The organism is Reyranella sp. (assembly GCF_050185545.1).
Classification (GTDB): domain Bacteria; phylum Pseudomonadota; class Alphaproteobacteria; order Reyranellales; family Reyranellaceae; genus Reyranella.
The window spans coordinates 1-16,750 of record NZ_JBFWZI010000013.1; the positions used below are offsets into that span (position 1 = coordinate 1).

A 16,750-nucleotide genomic window follows, 5' to 3' on the forward strand; every position below is an offset into this window, starting at 1 on the left:
CAGCGGCGTCCAGTCGCTGTACTTGCCGACCACCGGGCCGAGATAAGGCATGCAGATCTCGAGGTTGCGGGCGAAGTCCATCTCGTCGGCCTCGACGATGCCGCGGTCGGGGTTCTCAAGCGCCCAGACGATGCCCGAGAGAACCGGCGCGCAGACCTGGATCGAGGTGGCGTTGTTGTAGGGTGCCAGCCTGCGCGACTCCGCTATGTCGAGCTGCGAGCCGTACCAGTAGGCGCCCTTCTTGTGGCCCATCAGGAGCACGCCCAGCTCGTCGCGGCCCGAGCTGATCTCGTCGACGATCAGGCGCCAGCGCTTCTGCGGGTGCAGGCTCTTTCCGGCGATCTCGTGCATCGACATGATCGCCTGGTCGCACGGGTGGTAGGCGTAGTGCACGGTCGGCCGGTAAACGACCCTCTTGCCGTTGCGCAGCGTGAAGTAGTCGGCGATCGAGATGGATTCGTTGTGGGTGATGATGAAGCCGTGGAACGGCCCCTCGAGCGGCGTCCAGGTGCGCACCCGCGTCAGCAGGCCCGGCCGGTTGAGGTAGATCGCGGCGTCGCAGCCGAACTTGTGGCGCGCGCCGTCGGGTGGCAGCGCCTTCTCGTGCGTGCCCCAGCCCATCTCGGAGGGCTGGCTGCCTTCCGAGACGAAGCCGTCGATCGACCAGGTGTTGACGAACTCGCCGACCTGCTTGGGCGCGGGCGAGACCTGGGTGTCGCGCTCGGCGATATGGATCACCTTGATGCCGAGCCGGCGGGCGAGCGCGCCCCAGTCCTCGCGCGAGGCCGGCGGCTTCACCTTGACCCCGGTGTCGCGCGCGACGTTGAGCATCGCCTGCTTGACGAAGTGCGAGACCAGGCCCGGGTTGGCGCCGTGCGCGATCACCGCCGTCGGGCCGCCGCGGTACTTCGGCCTGAGCTTCAGCATGGACTCGCGCAGGGCGTAGTTGGAGCGGCCCGACACCGAAAGGCTGGGATCGGTGTAGCCGCCCGGCCACGGCTCGATGCAGGTGTCGACGTAGAAGGCGCCCTTCTCCTGGCACAGCTCGACCAGCGCCGTCGAGGACACCTCGACCGAGAGGTTGACCATCATGTCGCCTTTGGCCAGCCGCGGCGCCAGCACGCGACGGTAATTGGCCCGGGTCAGCCGCTTGCGGATGAACTCGATGCCGTAACGCTCGACCTCGGGGATGCCGCCGCGATCCTCGGCGGCGATGATGGTGATCTGGCTCGGCTTGATGCCGATGTGGCGCAGGATGAGCGGCAGCACGCCCTGGGTGATCGAACCCAATCCGATCATCACCATGCGGCCCTTGAAATCGAGATACTTCTTCGCGGTAAGCTTCTTGGCCATTTCAAGGTCCCTGTTTGAGGCTGGAAAGCGTCCTGCGGTCAGGACGAGACAGTCGAGAGAGCATCTTCCGGACCGCGGGCGTCCCGCCCGCTCAGATTCATGAGCGGGCAGGACGCCCGCGGTCCGCAAGACATGATCCGAAACGGACGACGGGGCCTGTCACGGCCCCGTCGCCCCGTTGCCTCGTGGTCGAGAGGATCAGATGCACACGGCCTTGAGCGGCTGGAAGCCGTTGAAGGCGACCGACGAGTAGGTCGTCGTGTAGGCGCCGGTCGACAGGATCTCGACCTTGTCGCCCGCTTTCAGCGACAGCGGCAGCTTGTACTCGGTCTTCTCGTAGAGGATGTCGGCCGAGTCGCAGGTCGGCCCGGCCAGCACGACCGGCCCGACGCGCGTGCCGTCCCGGCTGGTACGCAGGCGGTACTTGATGCTCTCGTCCATCGTCTCGGCCAGCCCGCTGAACTTGCCGATGTCGAGGTAGACCCAGCGCTTGCGGTCGTTGGCCGCCTTGCGCGAGACCAGCACGACCTCGCTCTGGATCACGCCGGCGTCGCCCACCATGGAGCGGCCGGGCTCGATGATGATCTCCGGCATGCGATTGCCGAAATGGCGCACCAGGGCGCGGCCGACCGCCTCGCAGTAGGCCTCGATGCCCTGCACCTCGGCGCGGTAGCGCGCCGGGAAGCCGCCGCCGAGATTGACCATGCGCAGGTCGACGCCTTCCTCGGCCAGCGCGAAGAACATCTGCGAGACCTGGCCCAGCGCGCGGTCCCACTGCTCGAGATCGGTCTGCTGGCTGCCGACATGGAACGACAGGCCGTACGGCTCGAGGCCCCAGTCCTTGGCCTTGCGCAGCAGGTCCTTGGCCATCTCCGGCGCGCAGCCGAACTTCTTGCTGAGCGGCCATTCGGCGCCACCGCAATCGACCAGCACGCGGCAGAACACGCGCGCGCCAGGCGCCGAGCGGGCGAGCTTCTGCAGCTCGGCCTCGCTGTCGAAGGCGAACAGCCGCACGCCCTGCTGGTATGCCCAGGCGATGTCCCGCTCCTTCTTGATGGTGTTGCCGAAGGAGACGCGGTCCATCGACACGCCGGTCGCCTGCGCGAACTCGATCTCGCCGCGGCTCGCGGTGTCGAACTTGGAGCCGAGGCCGGCCAGCCGCGCCAGGATCTGCGGCGCCGGGTTGGCCTTCACGGCGTAGAAGATGTGGGCCGCCGGCAGGAGCTCGCGCATGCGCCGGTAGTTGCTCTCGACCACGTCGAGGTCGATCACCAGGCAAGGCGTCTCGGGCTGCTGCTCGCGGAGATAACGAAAGATACGCTCGGTCATCGCTGGGGGGTTCCCCGTCACTCGAAGTCACGCTGAATCGACAGAAAAGCGACGGCCGGGTCGAAGCTGCGACCCGCCGACGCGACGTACGGTGCCCGACGGGCAGCGTACGTCAGCCGATACTCGACGGAATCGAGAGCCTCGGGGTGGATGCGGTGGTGTCGGCCCGGTTCAGGATCACCGGGCAAAAGACATAATAGCGGGGAACGCGCCCCGCGCGGTAAGCAACCATATCAGAAGCTCCCTTCCGGACCCGGCTTCAGCCGGCACTGCCAAAAAGGACGCTTTCCGTCGTTGCGTAACCACTATGGGCCAGCGGCACGTGCGTGGGCGTCTGTTTTGCTATCTACAACTAATCGACGCTGATACAAGCGGATTCTGCGCCACAACGATTTTTTTCCCCTGTCTCGTGGTGGAAAGGGCACAAAAGCGTGGCCGGTGCGCGGCGGTGCAGTCGAGAGACTCATGGCTGGCAGCGCGCCACTCAAGGCGCCAACTCTTCCCATCGACGACGCCTCTTTGCTGGGAGCGCGGGCCGGCTCCTTGCAAGTCAGGGACGCGGCAGCGACGAGCCCGGCAACCGGATCGAGGCGGCGAGGATGGTGAACGGCACGAGCGCCACCGCCGAGGCGATCAGCGTCGGCTGCGTGCCGAACAGCGTCGCGAGCTTGCCCCAGAGCAGCGAGCCCGCGACCATCGCGCCAAAGAACACCATCTGGTGGACCGCCATGCCGCGCGCGCGCATGAAGTTGGGCAGGATCGACTGCACGGCGGTGCTGTTGTTGGCGATCACGGTGATCCAGCAGGCGCCCGACAGGGCGATGCAGGCACCGACGACCCACGGCGTCATCACCAGGGCGGCAATCAGGACGGACGCCGCATGCAGGCCCATCGCCCAGATGTTGGCGCGGTCGGGACCGAGCAGGCGGTTGAGCGTCGGCATCAGCACGGCACCCGCCACCGCGCCGGCGCCGAACACGGCATAGAGGATGCCGAAGGCGAACTCGTCGAGGCCGAGCTCGAAGCGGCCGATCACCGGCAGCAGCGTACTGATGGCGATGCCGGGCACGAAGAAGCAGAGGCCGCGGGCGAACACCGCCTTGAGCTCGCCCGAGCCGCGCACGAAGGCGATGCCCGAGCGCGCCGCCTGCAGGAAGCTCTCGCGGCGATGGCCGGCCTGCGCATCGGCCGGCCGGCGCCAGCTCGCCATGGCGAAGATGACCCCGATGTAGGTGCAGGCATTGATGGCGAAGAGCAGGAAGACGCCGACCAGGCCGAGCAGGATCTGGCCCAGCACCGGGCCGACGGTGCGGGCGAGGTTGAAGCCGGCGCTGTTGAGCGCGATCGCCGGCCGCAGCAGCGGTCCCGACACGATCTCGGGCACCACGGCATGCCAGGCCGGCGCGTTCATGGCGTTGCCCAGCCCCATGCAGAAGCTGAGGCCGAGCAGGCTCCAATGGTCGAGCCGCCCCAGCCAGGCGAGCAGCGCAAGGGTGGCGGCGACGGCCATCATCCAGACCTGGCAGACGATGATGTAGCGCCGCCGGTCGAAGCGGTCGGCCAGGATGCCGGCGAAGAAGCAGAACAGGAACATCGGCAGGGTGCCGGCCGCCGCCAGCAGGGCGACGAAGATCGGCTCCTGCGTAAGGCTGGTCATCTCCCACGCCGCCCCCGTCGACTGCATCCAGCCGCCGGTGTTCGACAGCACGTTGGCCGTCCAGAGGAGGGCGAACGCGCGGATGGCCAGCGGCGCGAAGGCGGAGTGGGAGGGGGTGGGAGTGGGGGCGGTCAACGGCGTTCCCCAGTCAGGCAACCCACTAACCTCATGCTGAGGAGCGAGCGCAGCGAGCGTCTCGAAGCATGGGCAAAAGGCACCGTGTCTGGTCCCCATCCTTCAAGACGCCGCGCTGCGCGCGGCTCCTCAGGATGAGGTCGTGTTGGTCGGTGCAGGTATGAGGCCCCCTCACCCCAGCATCTTCTCGTAAATCCGGTGGGTCTTGTAGTGGACGCCGCCGACCGAACGGATGATGTTGTTGGTGGCCTTGTTGTCCTCGAGGATCCAGCCCAGCTCGGCGCTGGTCTTGCCGAGTCGCTTGCCGTTGGCGCGCAGGTGGTCGATCGCCATCATGGCCAAGCCGGCGCCCATCAGCGGATGGTTGCGGTACTTCTTCTTCACGCCCATCAGTGGCACGCGCGTGCTGCCGACGCCGGCGACGCGCATGCGCCATACCAGCTTCACCAAATTCAGCGGCGCCAGGCTGCCATTGAACCCGGCGATCGCCTCGTTGAGGTTGGTGATTGCGATGATGAAGGCCACCGCCTCGTCGTCGACCTCGACGAACACCGCGAGCTCGGGCACGACCACCGGGCCAAACGCCTTGGCAGCGTGATCGATCTCGGCCTGGGTGAAGGGCACGAAGCCCCAATTGTCGCTCCAGGCATCGTTGAAGATGCCGACCAGGGTGCGCACCTCGGCGTCGAACATCTTCATGTTGGCGGTGCGCGCCCTGACCCGGCCGGCGAAGCCGGCGCGCGCCAGCAGCTTGGCGCCGATCGTCTCCGGGGCGTTCTGGACGTCGTAGTCGTAGGAGAACACGTCCTTGATCTTGGCGTAGCCGCACTGCTCGACGCGGGGCCCGGCGTAGGGCGGGTCGTAGGGCACCAGCAGCATCGGCCGGCTGTCGAAGCCCCAGACCAGCAGGCCGACTTCCTCGTTGACCGAGAGGCTGAACGGCCCGGTGACGCGCTGCATGCCGCGGGCACGCAGCCACTGCTCGGCCGCGACGAACAGCGCGGCGAAGATCGCCGGGTCGTCCTCCGCGGCGAGGCAGCCGAAATGGCCGGTGGCGTCGGCGTAGCGCTCGAGGTAGGCGCGATCGACCTGGGCGGTGATGCGGCCGACCACGCGCCCGGCGCGGCGCGCCAGGAAGAAGCCGACCTCGACATGCTTGAACAGCGGATTCTTCTTCGGCGAAAATGCCTCACGCCGCTCGGTGTCGAGATGGGCGACGTAGCCCTTGTGGCCGGCATAGAGGCGCTTGGGCAGGTCGATGAAGGCCTTGAGGTCGGCCTTGCCGTCGACTGGCGTGACGACGACGGGCTCGCTCATGGCCGGGAGCGCGCGCTCGACTCATGCGGACCGCGGGCGTCTCGCCCGCTCAGATCGTTCCCTTGGTTTCGAAATGAGCGGGCGGGACGCCCGCGGTCCGGAAGAAAGACGAGATGGCCATCGGATACGCAGCCCGCGCAGTCGTCGCGCAGCGTCCGCATCTCGACGTCGAGGCGCCAGGCGCCGGTCTCGCCGCTGATGCGGATCAGATGATAGCGCGCGGCGCCGTACTTGCTGTCGGGCGCGGCCGAGGCAGAGGCGACGCCGAGCACGGGTACCGGACCCGCCGGGCCGGCGATGCGCGCCAGCTCGCTGCGATGGTTGTGGCCGTGCATGACGATCTCGCAGCCGACGCGCCGGATCATCGCCTGGAAGGCGGCGGCGTCGGTCAGGCGCTTCGTGCGCTTCTCGGTGGTAAGCGGCGGATGATGGATCAGCACGACGCGGCACAGCCCTTCCCGCCCGAGCTCGGCCAGCAGGCGCTCGGCGCGGGCGATCTGCGCCTCGCCCAGGGTGCCCGTGGCGAAGAACGGCGGCTTGGGCACGCCGCTCGACAGGCTAACCAGCGCCACCGGGCCGCGGCGACGCTGCGTCGGGAAGACATCGAACGAGGCGGCCGGGGGCGCGCCGTCGCCGGCCAGCCAGGCGCCCCACAGACCCAGCGTCTCGGGCCACCGCGTGGCGACATAGACATCGTGGTTGCCGGGCACCAAGGTGACGTCATGCGGACTGCCGAGAGCGGCGAGCCAATCGGCGGCGCGTCGGAACTCGGCCGGCAGGGAAATGTTCGCGAGATCGCCGGTGAGGGCGATGTGGTCGGGCTGCTGGGCCTCGAGGTCGGCGACGATGCCGGCCAGCGCTTCCGGCCGGTGCAGGCGCACGCGATGGCGCCACCAGTTGACGTAGCCGGTCAGCCGCTTGCCCAGAAGCTCGCCGGCGCGCGCCGGCGGCATCGGCAGATGGGGATCGGAGAGATGGGCGAGGGTGAACGTCATGACTCAGTCTCTTCCGGACCGCGGGCGTCTCGCCCGCTCGAGCTTCATGAGCGGGCGAGACGCCCGCGGTCCAGTAGACTATGAGCGCGCGCCGGCGACGCGCAGCTCGGGTTGGGCGGGCAGGACGCCGAACTGGCGGCCGATGCCGGTCATCACCTCGACCACGTGCTCGAGCTGCTCTCGCGTGTGCACGGCGCAGAGCGAGCAGCGCAGCAGCGACACGCCGTTGGGCGTGGCCGGCGGCACGGCGACGTTGACGTAGATGCCGGCGTCGAGCATGGCGCGCCAAAAGCCGATCGCCGTCATGCGGTCGGGCAGGTGCACGCCGACCACGGGTCCATGCTCGGGGCCGAGGGTGAAGCCTTGCGCCTTCAGGCCGTCGTAGAGCGTGGCGACGTTGTCCCACAGCTGCTTGCGCAGCTCGGGCCGGGCCTGCACGACGCGCAGCGCCTGGCGCACCGAGGCGACGATCGAGGGCGGCAGCGACGCGGTGAACATGTAGGCGCGCACGGTGACGCGCAGGATGTCGAAGTCGGGATCGTCCGAGACGCAGTAGCCGCCGATCGCGCCCAGTGTCTTGGAGAAGGTGCCGACGATGAAATGACAGTCGTCGATCACGCCGGTCGCCTCGCAGAGTCCGCGGCCGTGCTCGCCCAGCGCGCCCAGCGAATGCGCCTCGTCGATCAGCACGTAGGCGCCGTGCTTCTTGCAGACGTCGACGAACTCGCGCAGCGGCGCGCTGTCGCCCAGCATCGAGTAGATGCCTTCGAGCACGACCACGCGGTTGCCCGGCTTGTCGCCCAACCGACGAAGGCGGGCGTCGAGGCTCTTGGGATCGTTGTGCTTGAAGCGCACGACCTCGGCCTGGGTCATCTTGCAGGCGTCGTAGATCGAGGCGTGGCTGTCGGCGTCGATCAGCAGGAAATCGTCCGGCCCGGCCAGGGTCGAGATCACGCCGAGATTGGCCTGGTAGCCGGTGGTGAACACCATGCAGTGCTTCTTGCCGTAGAAGGCGGCGATCTCCTTCTCCAGCGCGACATGCTCGCTGTAGCTGCCGTTGGCGATGCGCGAGCCGGTGGTGCCGGTGCCCTCGGCGCGGATCGCCTCGATCGCGGCCTCCATGCAGGACGGATCGAAGGTCAGGCCGAAATAGTTGTTGGTGCCGACCAGCAGCGTCTTGCGGCCGTTGATGATCGCCTCGGTCGGCGACAGAACCCGTTCCATGCGAATCTGGAACGGGTCGTAGCCGGTGGTGCGAACGTCGCGATAGGCCTCGAGCAGGCCGGCATGGCGGTCAAACAGGCCCATGGGTGCCCCGCCTGATTTCGTACGTGAAAATGAAGAAGCGCCCTAACCGCGGGCGCTGAGATCCAGGATCGTGTCGGCGAGCTGGTTGACCGTGTGGATCTCGGCGATGACGCTCATCGGGATCGATACGTCGAAACGGTCCTCGAGCTCCATGACCATGTCCATGATGGCCAGGGAATCGATGGTCAGGTCCTTGGCAATCACCGTGTCGCCCGTGATCGGCTGCTCGCCGTTCTGGTAGGGCGCCAGGTGGTGGCAAATCTCGCGAATCACCTCGGCGCGCGAGACGTCGCGCGCGCGGGTGAGGGTCTCGATCATGCCGTCGTTTGCGACGGTCATTTCGTGGGTGGTGCTCAAAAGCATCTCTCCCGTCCGGGGGCAGGTTCAGGCGATGATCTTGTGGCAGAAACGCCAATTCCTTGTGAAATGACAATTTGTTACCTAGTGTTTCACACCTTCTATAGCCACTCGCGACGGCGATACCACAATACCGTGTCGCGAAAGCCGCTCGTCAAATCGTAACGGGCGGTGAAGCCGATCGCTCCGGCGAGGCGACGGTCGCGCACGGTCCAGTCCGGGTGGAAGATCTCGTTGACCTTGCCGGGCGTCAGGATCTGGACCGGCCCGCCCAGCCGATGGCCGAGCTGGTTGAGCCGGGCCAGCCCCGCCATGACGACCCGCGGCACCGCGATCGACCGGGCCGCCCGGCCGAGCGCGGCGGCAGCCGCCTGCCGCATGTCGGAATAGCCGTAGCCGCCCTCCCGGCCGTCGTCGATTTCGTAGGTCGACCCTGCCGGTGCCCACTCGACCGCCAGCACCAGCGCCTCGGCGAGGTCCTCGACATGGATCAGGGACAAGCGCGCCGAGTCCATCGCCGGGCGCGGCGCCAGCCCGCGGGCGACGGTGCGGAAATAGGCCAGGGTCTCGCGGTCGCCGGGCCCGTAGACGGCCGGCGCGCGAACCGCCAGCCACGGCCCGGACCGGCCGGCCACCGCCTCTTCGGCCGCCCGCTTGCTCGCTGCATAGGCCGAGAGGGTCGGCTCGCGCGCGGCAAGCGAGGACAGCAGGAGGAACCGGGTGGCGCCCGCGATGGCGGAGAGGCGCGCCGTGCCGTCGCGATTGACGGCCATGAACTGCGCGGCATGCCGCGCCTTGATCAGGGCGGCGGCATGGATCACCGCGTCGACACCGTCAACCAGGCGCTGCAGGGCGTCGGTATCGCCGAGGTCGCCCAGCACCAGCTCGGCCTCGACGCCCGCGAGCGAGGGCAGCGGCGACCAGCGCCGCACCAGCAGCCGCACCCGCCAGCCGCGCCGGGCCAGCGCCGACACCAGGTGCGGGCCGACGAACCCTGTGGCGCCGGTGACCGCGACCAGGCGACTCACATTCCTCCCCCGCGTCGGGGGAGGTGCCCCGAAGGAGCAGAGAGGGAAGGCCTCAGGCGAGGCCCTTCTGATTCCGACGTCGGAATTTCATCGATCTCGTCCGAGGCCTTCCCCCTCCGCCCCCTGGCGGGGGCACCTCCCCCGTATGACGGGGGAGGAGAAGGAGAGAGGGTCACCTCACGCCGCCGCGGTTTTCGGCGCGTAGACGCCGGACAGGTAGTTGGCCTTGACGCGGGTGCGCGAGAGCTTGCCCGAAGAGGTCGTCGGCAGGCCGAGGCTGGGCGGAACCAGGGCAACGTCGCAGTCGACGGCGATCATCTCGCGCACCGCGCCGGCGACGTCGCGGGCCAGCGCCTGACGGCCCTCCTCGCCCGAGGCCCGCGCCAGCACGGCGACGACCACGCGCTCGCCGTCGGGCGTGTCGATCGAGAAGGCGGCGGCATCGTCGTTCTTGACGACGCCGCGCGATTCGAGCGCCCATTCGATGTCCTGCGGCCAGACATTGCGGCCGTTGACGATGATCAGGTCCTTGGCGCGGCCGGTGACGACGATCTCGTCGCCCAGGCGATAGCCGAGATCGCCAGTGTCGAGCCAGCCGTCGGCCGACAGCACCTCGCGGGTCGCTTCGGGTTCGCCGTAATAGCCCGGCATGATGCTCGGCCCTTGCGCAAAGAGGCGGCCGACCTCGCGCTCGCCCAGGACAGCCCCCGACTCGCCGCGCACCTCCAGCCGATGGCCGGGCAGCACCTTGCCGCAGATCACGAACCGGCGCGCCCGCCGCTCGTCGGCAGGACCGGCGATAGGCACGGCGCGCTGCGCCTCGGCGAGCGCCGTGCGGTCGACCGTGTCGATGCGTACACCGGTGCCACCGGGAGAGAAGGTGATGGCGAGGCAGACCTCGGCCATGCCGTAGCTCGGGATGAAGGCCTTGCGGCTGAAGCCGGCGCCCTCGAAAGTCGCGGCGAAGCGCTCCAGAACGTCGGGCCGGATCATGTCGCCGCCGATGCCGGCATGGCGCCAGCTCGACAGGTCGAGGTCGGCCGGCACCTGGCGGGCGGCACGCCGGGTGGCGAGGTCGTAGCCGAAGCTCGGGCTGTAGGAGATGGTACCGCGGTTGGCCGCAATGATGTTGAGCCACTGCATCGGCCGGCGGGCGAAATCGCGCGGCGTCAGGTAATCGAGCGAGAGCTGGCTGGAGAGCGGCGCCATCAGGAAGCCGATCAGGCCCATGTCGTGGTAGAGCGGCAGCCAGCTCACCGCGCGGTCGCCTTCGACGACGTCGAGCCCGGCCGGCCCGGTCATGCCGGCCAGATTGGCCATCAGCGCCTTCTGAGTGATCTGCACGCCGTGCGGATGGCGCGTGCTGCCGGAGGAGAATTGCAGGTAGCAGAGATCGGCCGGACCGAGCGGCCTGAGATCGACCGGCTTCTCGGGCAGCGCCTCGAGGACGGCGAGCCCGCCGTGCAGGCGCACTGCGGGAATTTCTTGCGCGGCGTCCGCCAGGAAACCCGCGAGGTCGTCGATGCCGAAAGCCGCCACCGCGCCCGAGGCGACGAACTGGCGTCGCAGCTGGTCGAGATAGGCGTCCTTGCCGCCGATGCCGATCGGGATCGACACCGGCACCGGCAGCAGGCCGGCATACTGGGCGCCGAAGAAAAGGTCGAAGAAGCCCGGCCAGGTGTCGGCGGTGATGAGAATGCGCTCGCCCGGCGCGAAGCCGGCGCCGATCAGGCGGCGGGCGGCAACGTGCGCCCGCTCGCGCGCCTCGCGCCACGGCAGGGACGATATTATCTCCCCCCTGACGCTATAAAAGGTGATGCCGGTCTCGCCCTCCGCCGCATAGTCCAGCATCTCCGGCACCGAGCGGAAGTCGGCGCGGCGCAAGGCAAGCCGGGAGTTGCGGGTGGGCAGCGGGTTCATCGGAAGGGCGGTCTCCTAGCAGAGCGGTGGGGCACCCTCAAGGCGGCCCCCTCGGCGGAGCAGGGCGGCCAAGTTGACACACCCAGACCCCGGTTAGATAGTGCCTGCGCCCGCTCAACCCCGGTTTATCCGTTCCGGAGCCGTGGTCGAAGAGCGGGTTATTCATTTGATGGAGAGTCCCGTGATAACGGCTGTGATGCCGACGTACGGTCGCAAGGACGTCGTGTTCGAACGCGGAGAGGGCAACTATCTCTACGCGACGGACGGCCGACGTTACTTGGACTTTACCTCGGGCATCGCCGTGAACGCGCTGGGCCACTGCCATCCCACCCTGGTCAAGGCGTTGACCGAGCAGGGCCGGAAGCTGTGGCACACCTCCAACCTGTTCCGCATCGGCAACGGCGAAAAGCTGGCCCAGCGGCTGGTCGAGAACTCGTTCGCCGACACGATGTTCTTCTGCAACTCGGGCGCCGAGGCGATCGAGGGCGGCATCAAGCTGATCCGCAAGTATCAGTTCATGAACGGCAAGCCCCAGCGCTACAAGATCATCTGCTTCCAGGCGGCGTTCCACGGCCGCCTCCTGAACGCGCTCGCCGCCACCGGCAACGAGAAATATCTCGAAGGCTTCGGCCCACCGGCGCCCGGCTACAAGCATGCGCCGCTCAACAACACCAACGTCGTGCGCGACATGATCGACGACGAGACCGCCGGCATCCTGGTCGAGCCGATCCAGGGCGAGGGCGGCATCCGCGCCACGACCACGCAGTTCCTCAAGGACCTGCGCGCGATCTGCGACGAATTCGGCCTGCTGCTGTTCTACGACGAGATCCACACCGGCTTCGGCCGTACCGGCAAGATGTGGGGCTACGACTGGTCGGGCGTGAAGCCCGACGTCGCAGCGATCGCCAAGGGCATGGGCGGCGGCTTCCCGATCGGCGCCTTCATGGCGACCGAGAAGGCGGCAGTCGGCATGGTGCCGGGCACGCACGGCTCGACCTATGGCGGCAATCCGCTGGCCACCGGCGTCGCCAACGCCGTGCTCGACGAGCTTCTGAAGCCCGGCTTCATCGACGCGGTGCGCGAGAAGGGCGAGTACCTCAAGGGCCAGCTCGAAGGACTCGTGAAGAAGCATCCCAAGGTCTATGTCGAGCAGCGCGGGACCGGCTTCCTGCAGGGCATCCAGTGCACCGCCGCGGTGCCGGCGGGCGACATGGTGAACCGCCTGCAGTCGCTCGGGCTCCTGGTGCCGCCGGCAGGCGAGAACGTGATCCGCGTCTTCCCGGCGCTGATCGCCGACAAGGCCGCGCTCGACGAGGGCATCGACATCCTGGGCAAGGCCGCGCAGTCGTTCGAGGCGGCCAAGGCGGCCGAGTAGGCGGTGATGGCAGCACCCAAGCACTTTCTCGATCTCGACCAGGTCGATCCCAAGACGCTTCGCCAGATCCTCGATCGCGGCAAGGCGATGAAGACGGCCCGGCGGAACGGCGGGCCCAGCGGCGGCGGACACGACAAGCCGCTCGCCGGCAAGACGCTCGCCATGATCTTCGAGAAACCGTCGACACGCACCCGCGTGTCGTTCGAGGTCGGCATGCGCGAGCTCGGCGGCCAGACCATCATGCTGGGCCGCGGCGACACCCAGCTCGGGCGCGGCGAGACCATCGCCGACACCGCGCGCGTGCTGTCGCGCTATGTCGACATCATCATGATGCGCACCACCGTCGAGGAGAAGCTCCTCGAGATGGCCAAGTATGCGACCGTGCCGGTGATCAACGGGCTCACCGACAAGACGCATCCCTGCCAGCTGATGGCCGACGTCATGACCTACGAGGAGCATCGCGGGCCGATCCAGGGCCGCGCGGTCGCCTGGTCGGGCGACGGCAACAACATGGCGACCAGCTGGATCCACGCCGCCGTGCAGTTCGACTTCGAATTGCGCGTCGCCTGCCCGCCCGAGCTCAAGCCGCCGGCCGACGTGCTGGCATGGGCAGAGAGGTCGAAGGGGCGCATCACCATCGGGCACGATCCCGAAGCGGTGGTGCGCGGCGCCGACTGCGTCGTCACCGACACCTGGGTGTCGATGGGCGACGAGGATCCGCACAGCCCGAGCGCCTCGCGCCGCCACAACCTGCTGCGCGGCTACCAGGTCGACCAGCGGCTGATGAAGCAGGCCAAGAAGGACGCCATCTTCATGCACTGCCTGCCGGCGCATCGCGGCGAGGAAGTGACGGCCGACGTCATCGACGGGCCGCAGTCGGTGGTGTTCGACGAGGCCGAGAACCGCCTGCACGCCCAGAAGAGCATCCTCGCCTGGTGCCTATCGTGAGCGCTGCGTCGGAAGCCTGGACTTCCGACGCCTGGGACAGCGTCCTTCCGTTCCAGCTCGACGCGCTCGGCGTGCGCGGCCGGCTGGTCCGGCTGGGGCCATCGCTCGACGAGATCATCGAGCGCCACCACTACCCGCTGGCGGTGGCGCGCCCGCTCGCCGAGGCGATGACCTTGTGCGCCGCGCTCGCGACCTCGCTCAAGTACGACGGCATCTTCACCCTGCAGATATCGGGCGACGGGCCGGTGCGCCTGCTGGTCACCGACCTCACGACCGACGGCGCGCTGCGCGGCTATGCCCAGTTCGATTCGTGGAAGCTCGCGATCGCGCTCGGCGGCTCGGCCGAAGCGCCCGACGGCTACGTGCCGCGCCTGTTCGGCCATGGCCGGCTGGCCTTCACCGTCGACCAGGGACAGCACACCGAGCGCTACCAGGGCGTGGTGCCGCTCGAGGGTCCGACCCTGGCCGACTGCGCCCACACCTATTTCCGCCAGTCCGAGCAGCTGCCGACCGGCATCAAGATCGCGGCGCGGCGCCACGAGCGCGACGGCAAGGGTCATTGGCGGGCGGCCGCGCTGATGGTCCAGCAGATGCCCGAGTTCGACGCCGGCCGGCTCGACATCGACCCCGAGCAGCGCGAGGACGACTGGCGCAAGGCGGTCATCCTGATGGCCTCGGCGACCGAGACCGAGATGCTCGACCCCGCCCTGCCCGCCGCCCGGCTGCTGCTGCGCCTCTTCCATGCCGAGCGGCCGCGCGTGTTCGCCCGCCGCGCCTTCGCCGCGCGCTGCCGCTGCAGCCGCGACCGCATCGACCGCGTGCTGCGCTCGCTCCGGCGCGAGGAGCTCGGCGACCTGCGCGACACGTCCGGCAAGGTGGTCGTGAAGTGCGAGTTCTGCTCGACCGAGTACGGCTACGACGACGGCGACCTCGACAGGATCTACGCGTCGGCGGCGTAATCTGCTGTGTCCTCCCCGTCATACGGCTAGGGAGTGGACACATCTCCTTTTCCTACCCCTATGGCGCTGCAAACAGCGCCTTGTCGGGGGAGGCGCCCCGTCACACGGGGCGGAGGGGGACGGCTTCAGACGGGATCCATGACATTCCGACATCGGAACTTCATGAACCTTGCGTGAGGCTCTCCCCCTCCGGCCAATGGCGCTCTAAACAGCGCCTCATCGGGGCACCTCCCCCGGTGACGGGGAGGCGGAAGAGAGGAACGCATCTTGCAAGACGGAGGGACCATGAGACGGACAATCTTCACCCTCTTCCTCGCCCTGCTGCTGGGCTCGGGCAGCGCCCTTGCGCAAAGCCATCTGCGCATCGGGCTGGGCGACGACCCTGACGGGCTCGATCCGAGCCTGTCGCGCTTCTACACCACCCGCATCGTCTTCGCCGCACTGTGCGACAAGCTGTTCGACATCGACGAGAAGTCGAGCATCGTGCCGCAGCTCGCGACCGGTCACGAGACGTCGGCCGACGGCAAGACGGTCACGATCAAGCTCCGGCCGGGCGTGAAGTTCCACGATGGCGAGCCGTTCGACGCCGCAGCCGCCAAGTACAGCCTCGAACGGCACATCACCATGAAAGGCTCGTTCCGAAAGCCCGAGCTCTCCTCGATCGACAGTGTCGAGGTTGCCGATCCGCTCACCGTCAAGCTCAACCTCAAGGCGCCGTTCTCGCCGCTGCTCGCCCAGCTCACCGACCGTGCCGGCATGATGGTCTCGCCCAAGGCGGCGGAGGCGTCGGGCGACAAGTTCGCTCTCAAGCCGGTCTGCGCCGGCCCCTACCGGTTCGTCGAGCGCGTCCAGCAGGATCGCATCGTGGTGGAGAAATTCGCCGACTACTGGAACAAGGACCAGGTCCTCATCGACAAGATCACGTACCTGCCGATCGTCGACAGCACCGTGCGCCTGGCCAGCCTGCGGTCGGGCGGGCTGGACATGATGGAGCGTGTGCTGGCGACCGACATCAAGACGGTGCGCGACGACCCCAAGCTCAAGCTCAGCAAGGCCGTATCGCTCGGCTTCTTTGCCCTTCTCGTCAACGTCGCCAACGGACCCAAGGCCGACAACCCGCTGGGCAAGGATGCCCGCGTGCGCCGTGCGCTCGACCTCAGCATCGACCGCGAGGCCCTCAACCAGGTTGTCTACAATGGCGAGTTCATGCCGGGCAACCAGTGGGTCAACCCGCAGAACCCGTACTATCAGCAGGCTTTCCCGGTGCCCAAGCGCGACATCGCCAAGGCCAAGGCGCTGCTGAAGGAGGCCGGCATCACGGGACGGCTGTCGGTCGACTTCATGCTGGGCAACAACCCCGAGATACGCGCCGTCGGCGAGGTCGTTCAATCGATGGCAGCGGAAGCCGGCTTCGACCTGAAGTTGCGCGTCGTCGAGGCGGCAACCGGGCTGAAGACTGCCGAGGACGGCGACTTCCAGCTCTACCAGAACACCTGGAGCGGACGCAGCGACCCGGACGGCAACTCGGTGATCTACCAGACCTGCGGCGCGCCGCTGAACACCGGCCGCTACTGCGACAAGGAGATCGATGCCTGGCATCGCGAGGCCCGATCCGCCAGCGACTTCGCCACCCGCAAAGCGGCCTACGAGAAGATCACCGCCAAGTTCCTGAACGAAGGGTGGATGATCTACCTCTACCATCCGCAATACCTGATCGCTCACACCGCCCGCCTGGAGAATTTCCGACCGATGCCCGACGGCCTGCTGCGCGTGGTCGGCGTGAAGCTGAAGTAGCGGCCGAGGCGCGATGCGGGCCGCCCTTTTCGCAATCGCCGGACTTGGCCTGGCACCGGCCATCGCCCTGGCGGCCGACCCGAGCTGCCGCGACCAGGCCGGCGCCGAGCAGACGGCGCGTTACGTCGCCCAGTGCCTGGCGGTGTCGCCCGCGACCCGGCCGCCCTGCAACGAGGCCAACCCGTGCGCCCTGATCGTCGACGAGATCAAGCGCGGCTGCGCGCTGCTGACCTCCGGCGCTCCCGACTTCTGCAAGACCTATCCGCGGAGGTGAA

At 68.1% G+C, this 16,750-nt stretch carries 14 protein-coding genes; 5 read left to right on the plus strand and 9 right to left on the minus strand.

Annotated elements, in window-relative coordinates:
• The 9 genes from AB7O82_RS05495 to AB7O82_RS05535 form a co-directional block, all read right to left on the minus strand.
• Window positions 1-1,353 (minus strand): homospermidine synthase (locus AB7O82_RS05495; RefSeq protein ID WP_428618850.1); only part of this gene is annotated, 1,353 nt, incomplete at its 3' end.
• Between the two features lie 198 nt (window positions 1,354-1,551).
• Complete coding sequence (locus AB7O82_RS05500; protein ID WP_428548675.1) at window positions 1,552-2,682, minus strand: type III PLP-dependent enzyme; 1,131 nt, start codon at window positions 2,680-2,682, stop codon at window positions 1,552-1,554.
• Window positions 2,683-3,232: 550 nt separating this feature from the next.
• A complete protein-coding gene (locus tag AB7O82_RS05505; protein ID WP_428548672.1) occupies window positions 3,233-4,474 on the minus strand; it encodes an MFS transporter in 1,242 nt (413 codons plus the stop codon).
• 171 nt (window positions 4,475-4,645) lie between these two features.
• Window positions 4,646-5,791: a dATP pyrophosphohydrolase gene (locus AB7O82_RS05510; RefSeq protein ID WP_428548669.1), complete on the minus strand. Its 1,146-nt coding sequence runs from the start codon at window positions 5,789-5,791 to the stop codon at window positions 4,646-4,648.
• On the minus strand, window positions 5,788-6,786 hold the full coding sequence (locus AB7O82_RS05515; RefSeq protein WP_428618852.1) for a metallophosphoesterase family protein: 999 nt from the start codon (window positions 6,784-6,786) through the stop codon (window positions 5,788-5,790). The genes AB7O82_RS05510 and AB7O82_RS05515 overlap by 4 nt, the downstream gene beginning before the upstream one ends.
• 78 nt (window positions 6,787-6,864) lie before the next feature.
• Window positions 6,865-8,094 carry a serine palmitoyltransferase gene (spt, locus tag AB7O82_RS05520; RefSeq protein ID WP_428548663.1) on the minus strand — a complete coding sequence of 410 codons (1,230 nt, stop codon included), beginning with the start codon at window positions 8,092-8,094 and terminating at the stop codon, window positions 6,865-6,867.
• 42 nt (window positions 8,095-8,136) lie between these two features.
• Entirely contained in the window at window positions 8,137-8,433 is a 297-nt protein-coding gene (locus AB7O82_RS05525; RefSeq protein ID WP_428548660.1) for an acyl carrier protein, read from the minus strand.
• A gap of 119 nt (window positions 8,434-8,552) precedes the next feature.
• Complete coding sequence (locus tag AB7O82_RS05530) at window positions 8,553-9,479, minus strand: NAD-dependent epimerase/dehydratase family protein (protein WP_428548657.1); 927 nt, start codon at window positions 9,477-9,479, stop codon at window positions 8,553-8,555.
• A gap of 177 nt (window positions 9,480-9,656) precedes the next feature.
• Entirely contained in the window at window positions 9,657-11,399 is a 1,743-nt protein-coding gene (locus AB7O82_RS05535; RefSeq protein ID WP_428618854.1) for a fatty acyl-AMP ligase, read from the minus strand.
• A gap of 169 nt (window positions 11,400-11,568) precedes the next feature.
• Between AB7O82_RS05535 and AB7O82_RS05540 the strand changes: the two genes are divergently transcribed.
• From AB7O82_RS05540 to AB7O82_RS05560, 5 genes are all read left to right on the plus strand, one after another.
• Window positions 11,569-12,774, plus strand: a complete 1,206-nt coding sequence (locus tag AB7O82_RS05540) for an aspartate aminotransferase family protein (protein ID WP_428548652.1) — start codon at window positions 11,569-11,571, stop codon at window positions 12,772-12,774.
• Window positions 12,775-12,777: 3 nt separating this feature from the next.
• On the plus strand, window positions 12,778-13,722 hold the full coding sequence (argF, locus tag AB7O82_RS05545; protein ID WP_428548649.1) for an ornithine carbamoyltransferase: 945 nt from the start codon (window positions 12,778-12,780) through the stop codon (window positions 13,720-13,722).
• Window positions 13,719-14,681, plus strand: a complete 963-nt coding sequence (locus tag AB7O82_RS05550; protein ID WP_428548646.1) for an Hsp33 family molecular chaperone HslO — start codon at window positions 13,719-13,721, stop codon at window positions 14,679-14,681. Before argF ends, AB7O82_RS05550 begins: the two co-directional genes overlap by 4 nt.
• 285 nt (window positions 14,682-14,966) lie before the next feature.
• Window positions 14,967-16,475 carry an ABC transporter substrate-binding protein gene (locus AB7O82_RS05555; RefSeq protein WP_428618856.1) on the plus strand — a complete coding sequence of 503 codons (1,509 nt, stop codon included), beginning with the start codon at window positions 14,967-14,969 and terminating at the stop codon, window positions 16,473-16,475.
• Between the two features lie 13 nt (window positions 16,476-16,488).
• Window positions 16,489-16,749 (plus strand): hypothetical protein, encoded by a 261-nt coding sequence (locus tag AB7O82_RS05560; RefSeq protein ID WP_428618858.1) that lies wholly within the window; start codon window positions 16,489-16,491, stop codon window positions 16,747-16,749.
• Window position 16,750: the final 1 nt, after the last annotated feature.

Excerpts from the sequence above, each read along its gene's own strand:
- AB7O82_RS05540 (WP_428548652.1), top strand. The coding sequence starts at position 11,569 with ATGGAGAGTCCCGTGATAACGGCTGTGATGCCGACGTACGGTCGCAAG.
- AB7O82_RS05510 (WP_428548669.1), bottom strand. The coding sequence starts at position 5,791 with ATGAGCGAGCCCGTCGTCGTCACGCCAGTCGACGGCAAGGCCGACCTC.
- AB7O82_RS05560 (WP_428618858.1), top strand. The coding sequence starts at position 16,489 with ATGCGGGCCGCCCTTTTCGCAATCGCCGGACTTGGCCTGGCACCGGCC.
- AB7O82_RS05525 (WP_428548660.1), bottom strand. The coding sequence starts at position 8,433 with ATGACCGTCGCAAACGACGGCATGATCGAGACCCTCACCCGCGCGCGC.
- AB7O82_RS05555 (WP_428618856.1), top strand. The coding sequence starts at position 14,967 with ATGAGACGGACAATCTTCACCCTCTTCCTCGCCCTGCTGCTGGGCTCG.
- spt (WP_428548663.1), bottom strand. The coding sequence starts at position 8,094 with ATGGGCCTGTTTGACCGCCATGCCGGCCTGCTCGAGGCCTATCGCGAC.
- AB7O82_RS05535 (WP_428618854.1), bottom strand. The coding sequence starts at position 11,399 with ATGAACCCGCTGCCCACCCGCAACTCCCGGCTTGCCTTGCGCCGCGCC.
- AB7O82_RS05500 (WP_428548675.1), bottom strand. The coding sequence starts at position 2,682 with ATGACCGAGCGTATCTTTCGTTATCTCCGCGAGCAGCAGCCCGAGACG.
- AB7O82_RS05515 (WP_428618852.1), bottom strand. The coding sequence starts at position 6,786 with ATGACGTTCACCCTCGCCCATCTCTCCGATCCCCATCTGCCGATGCCG.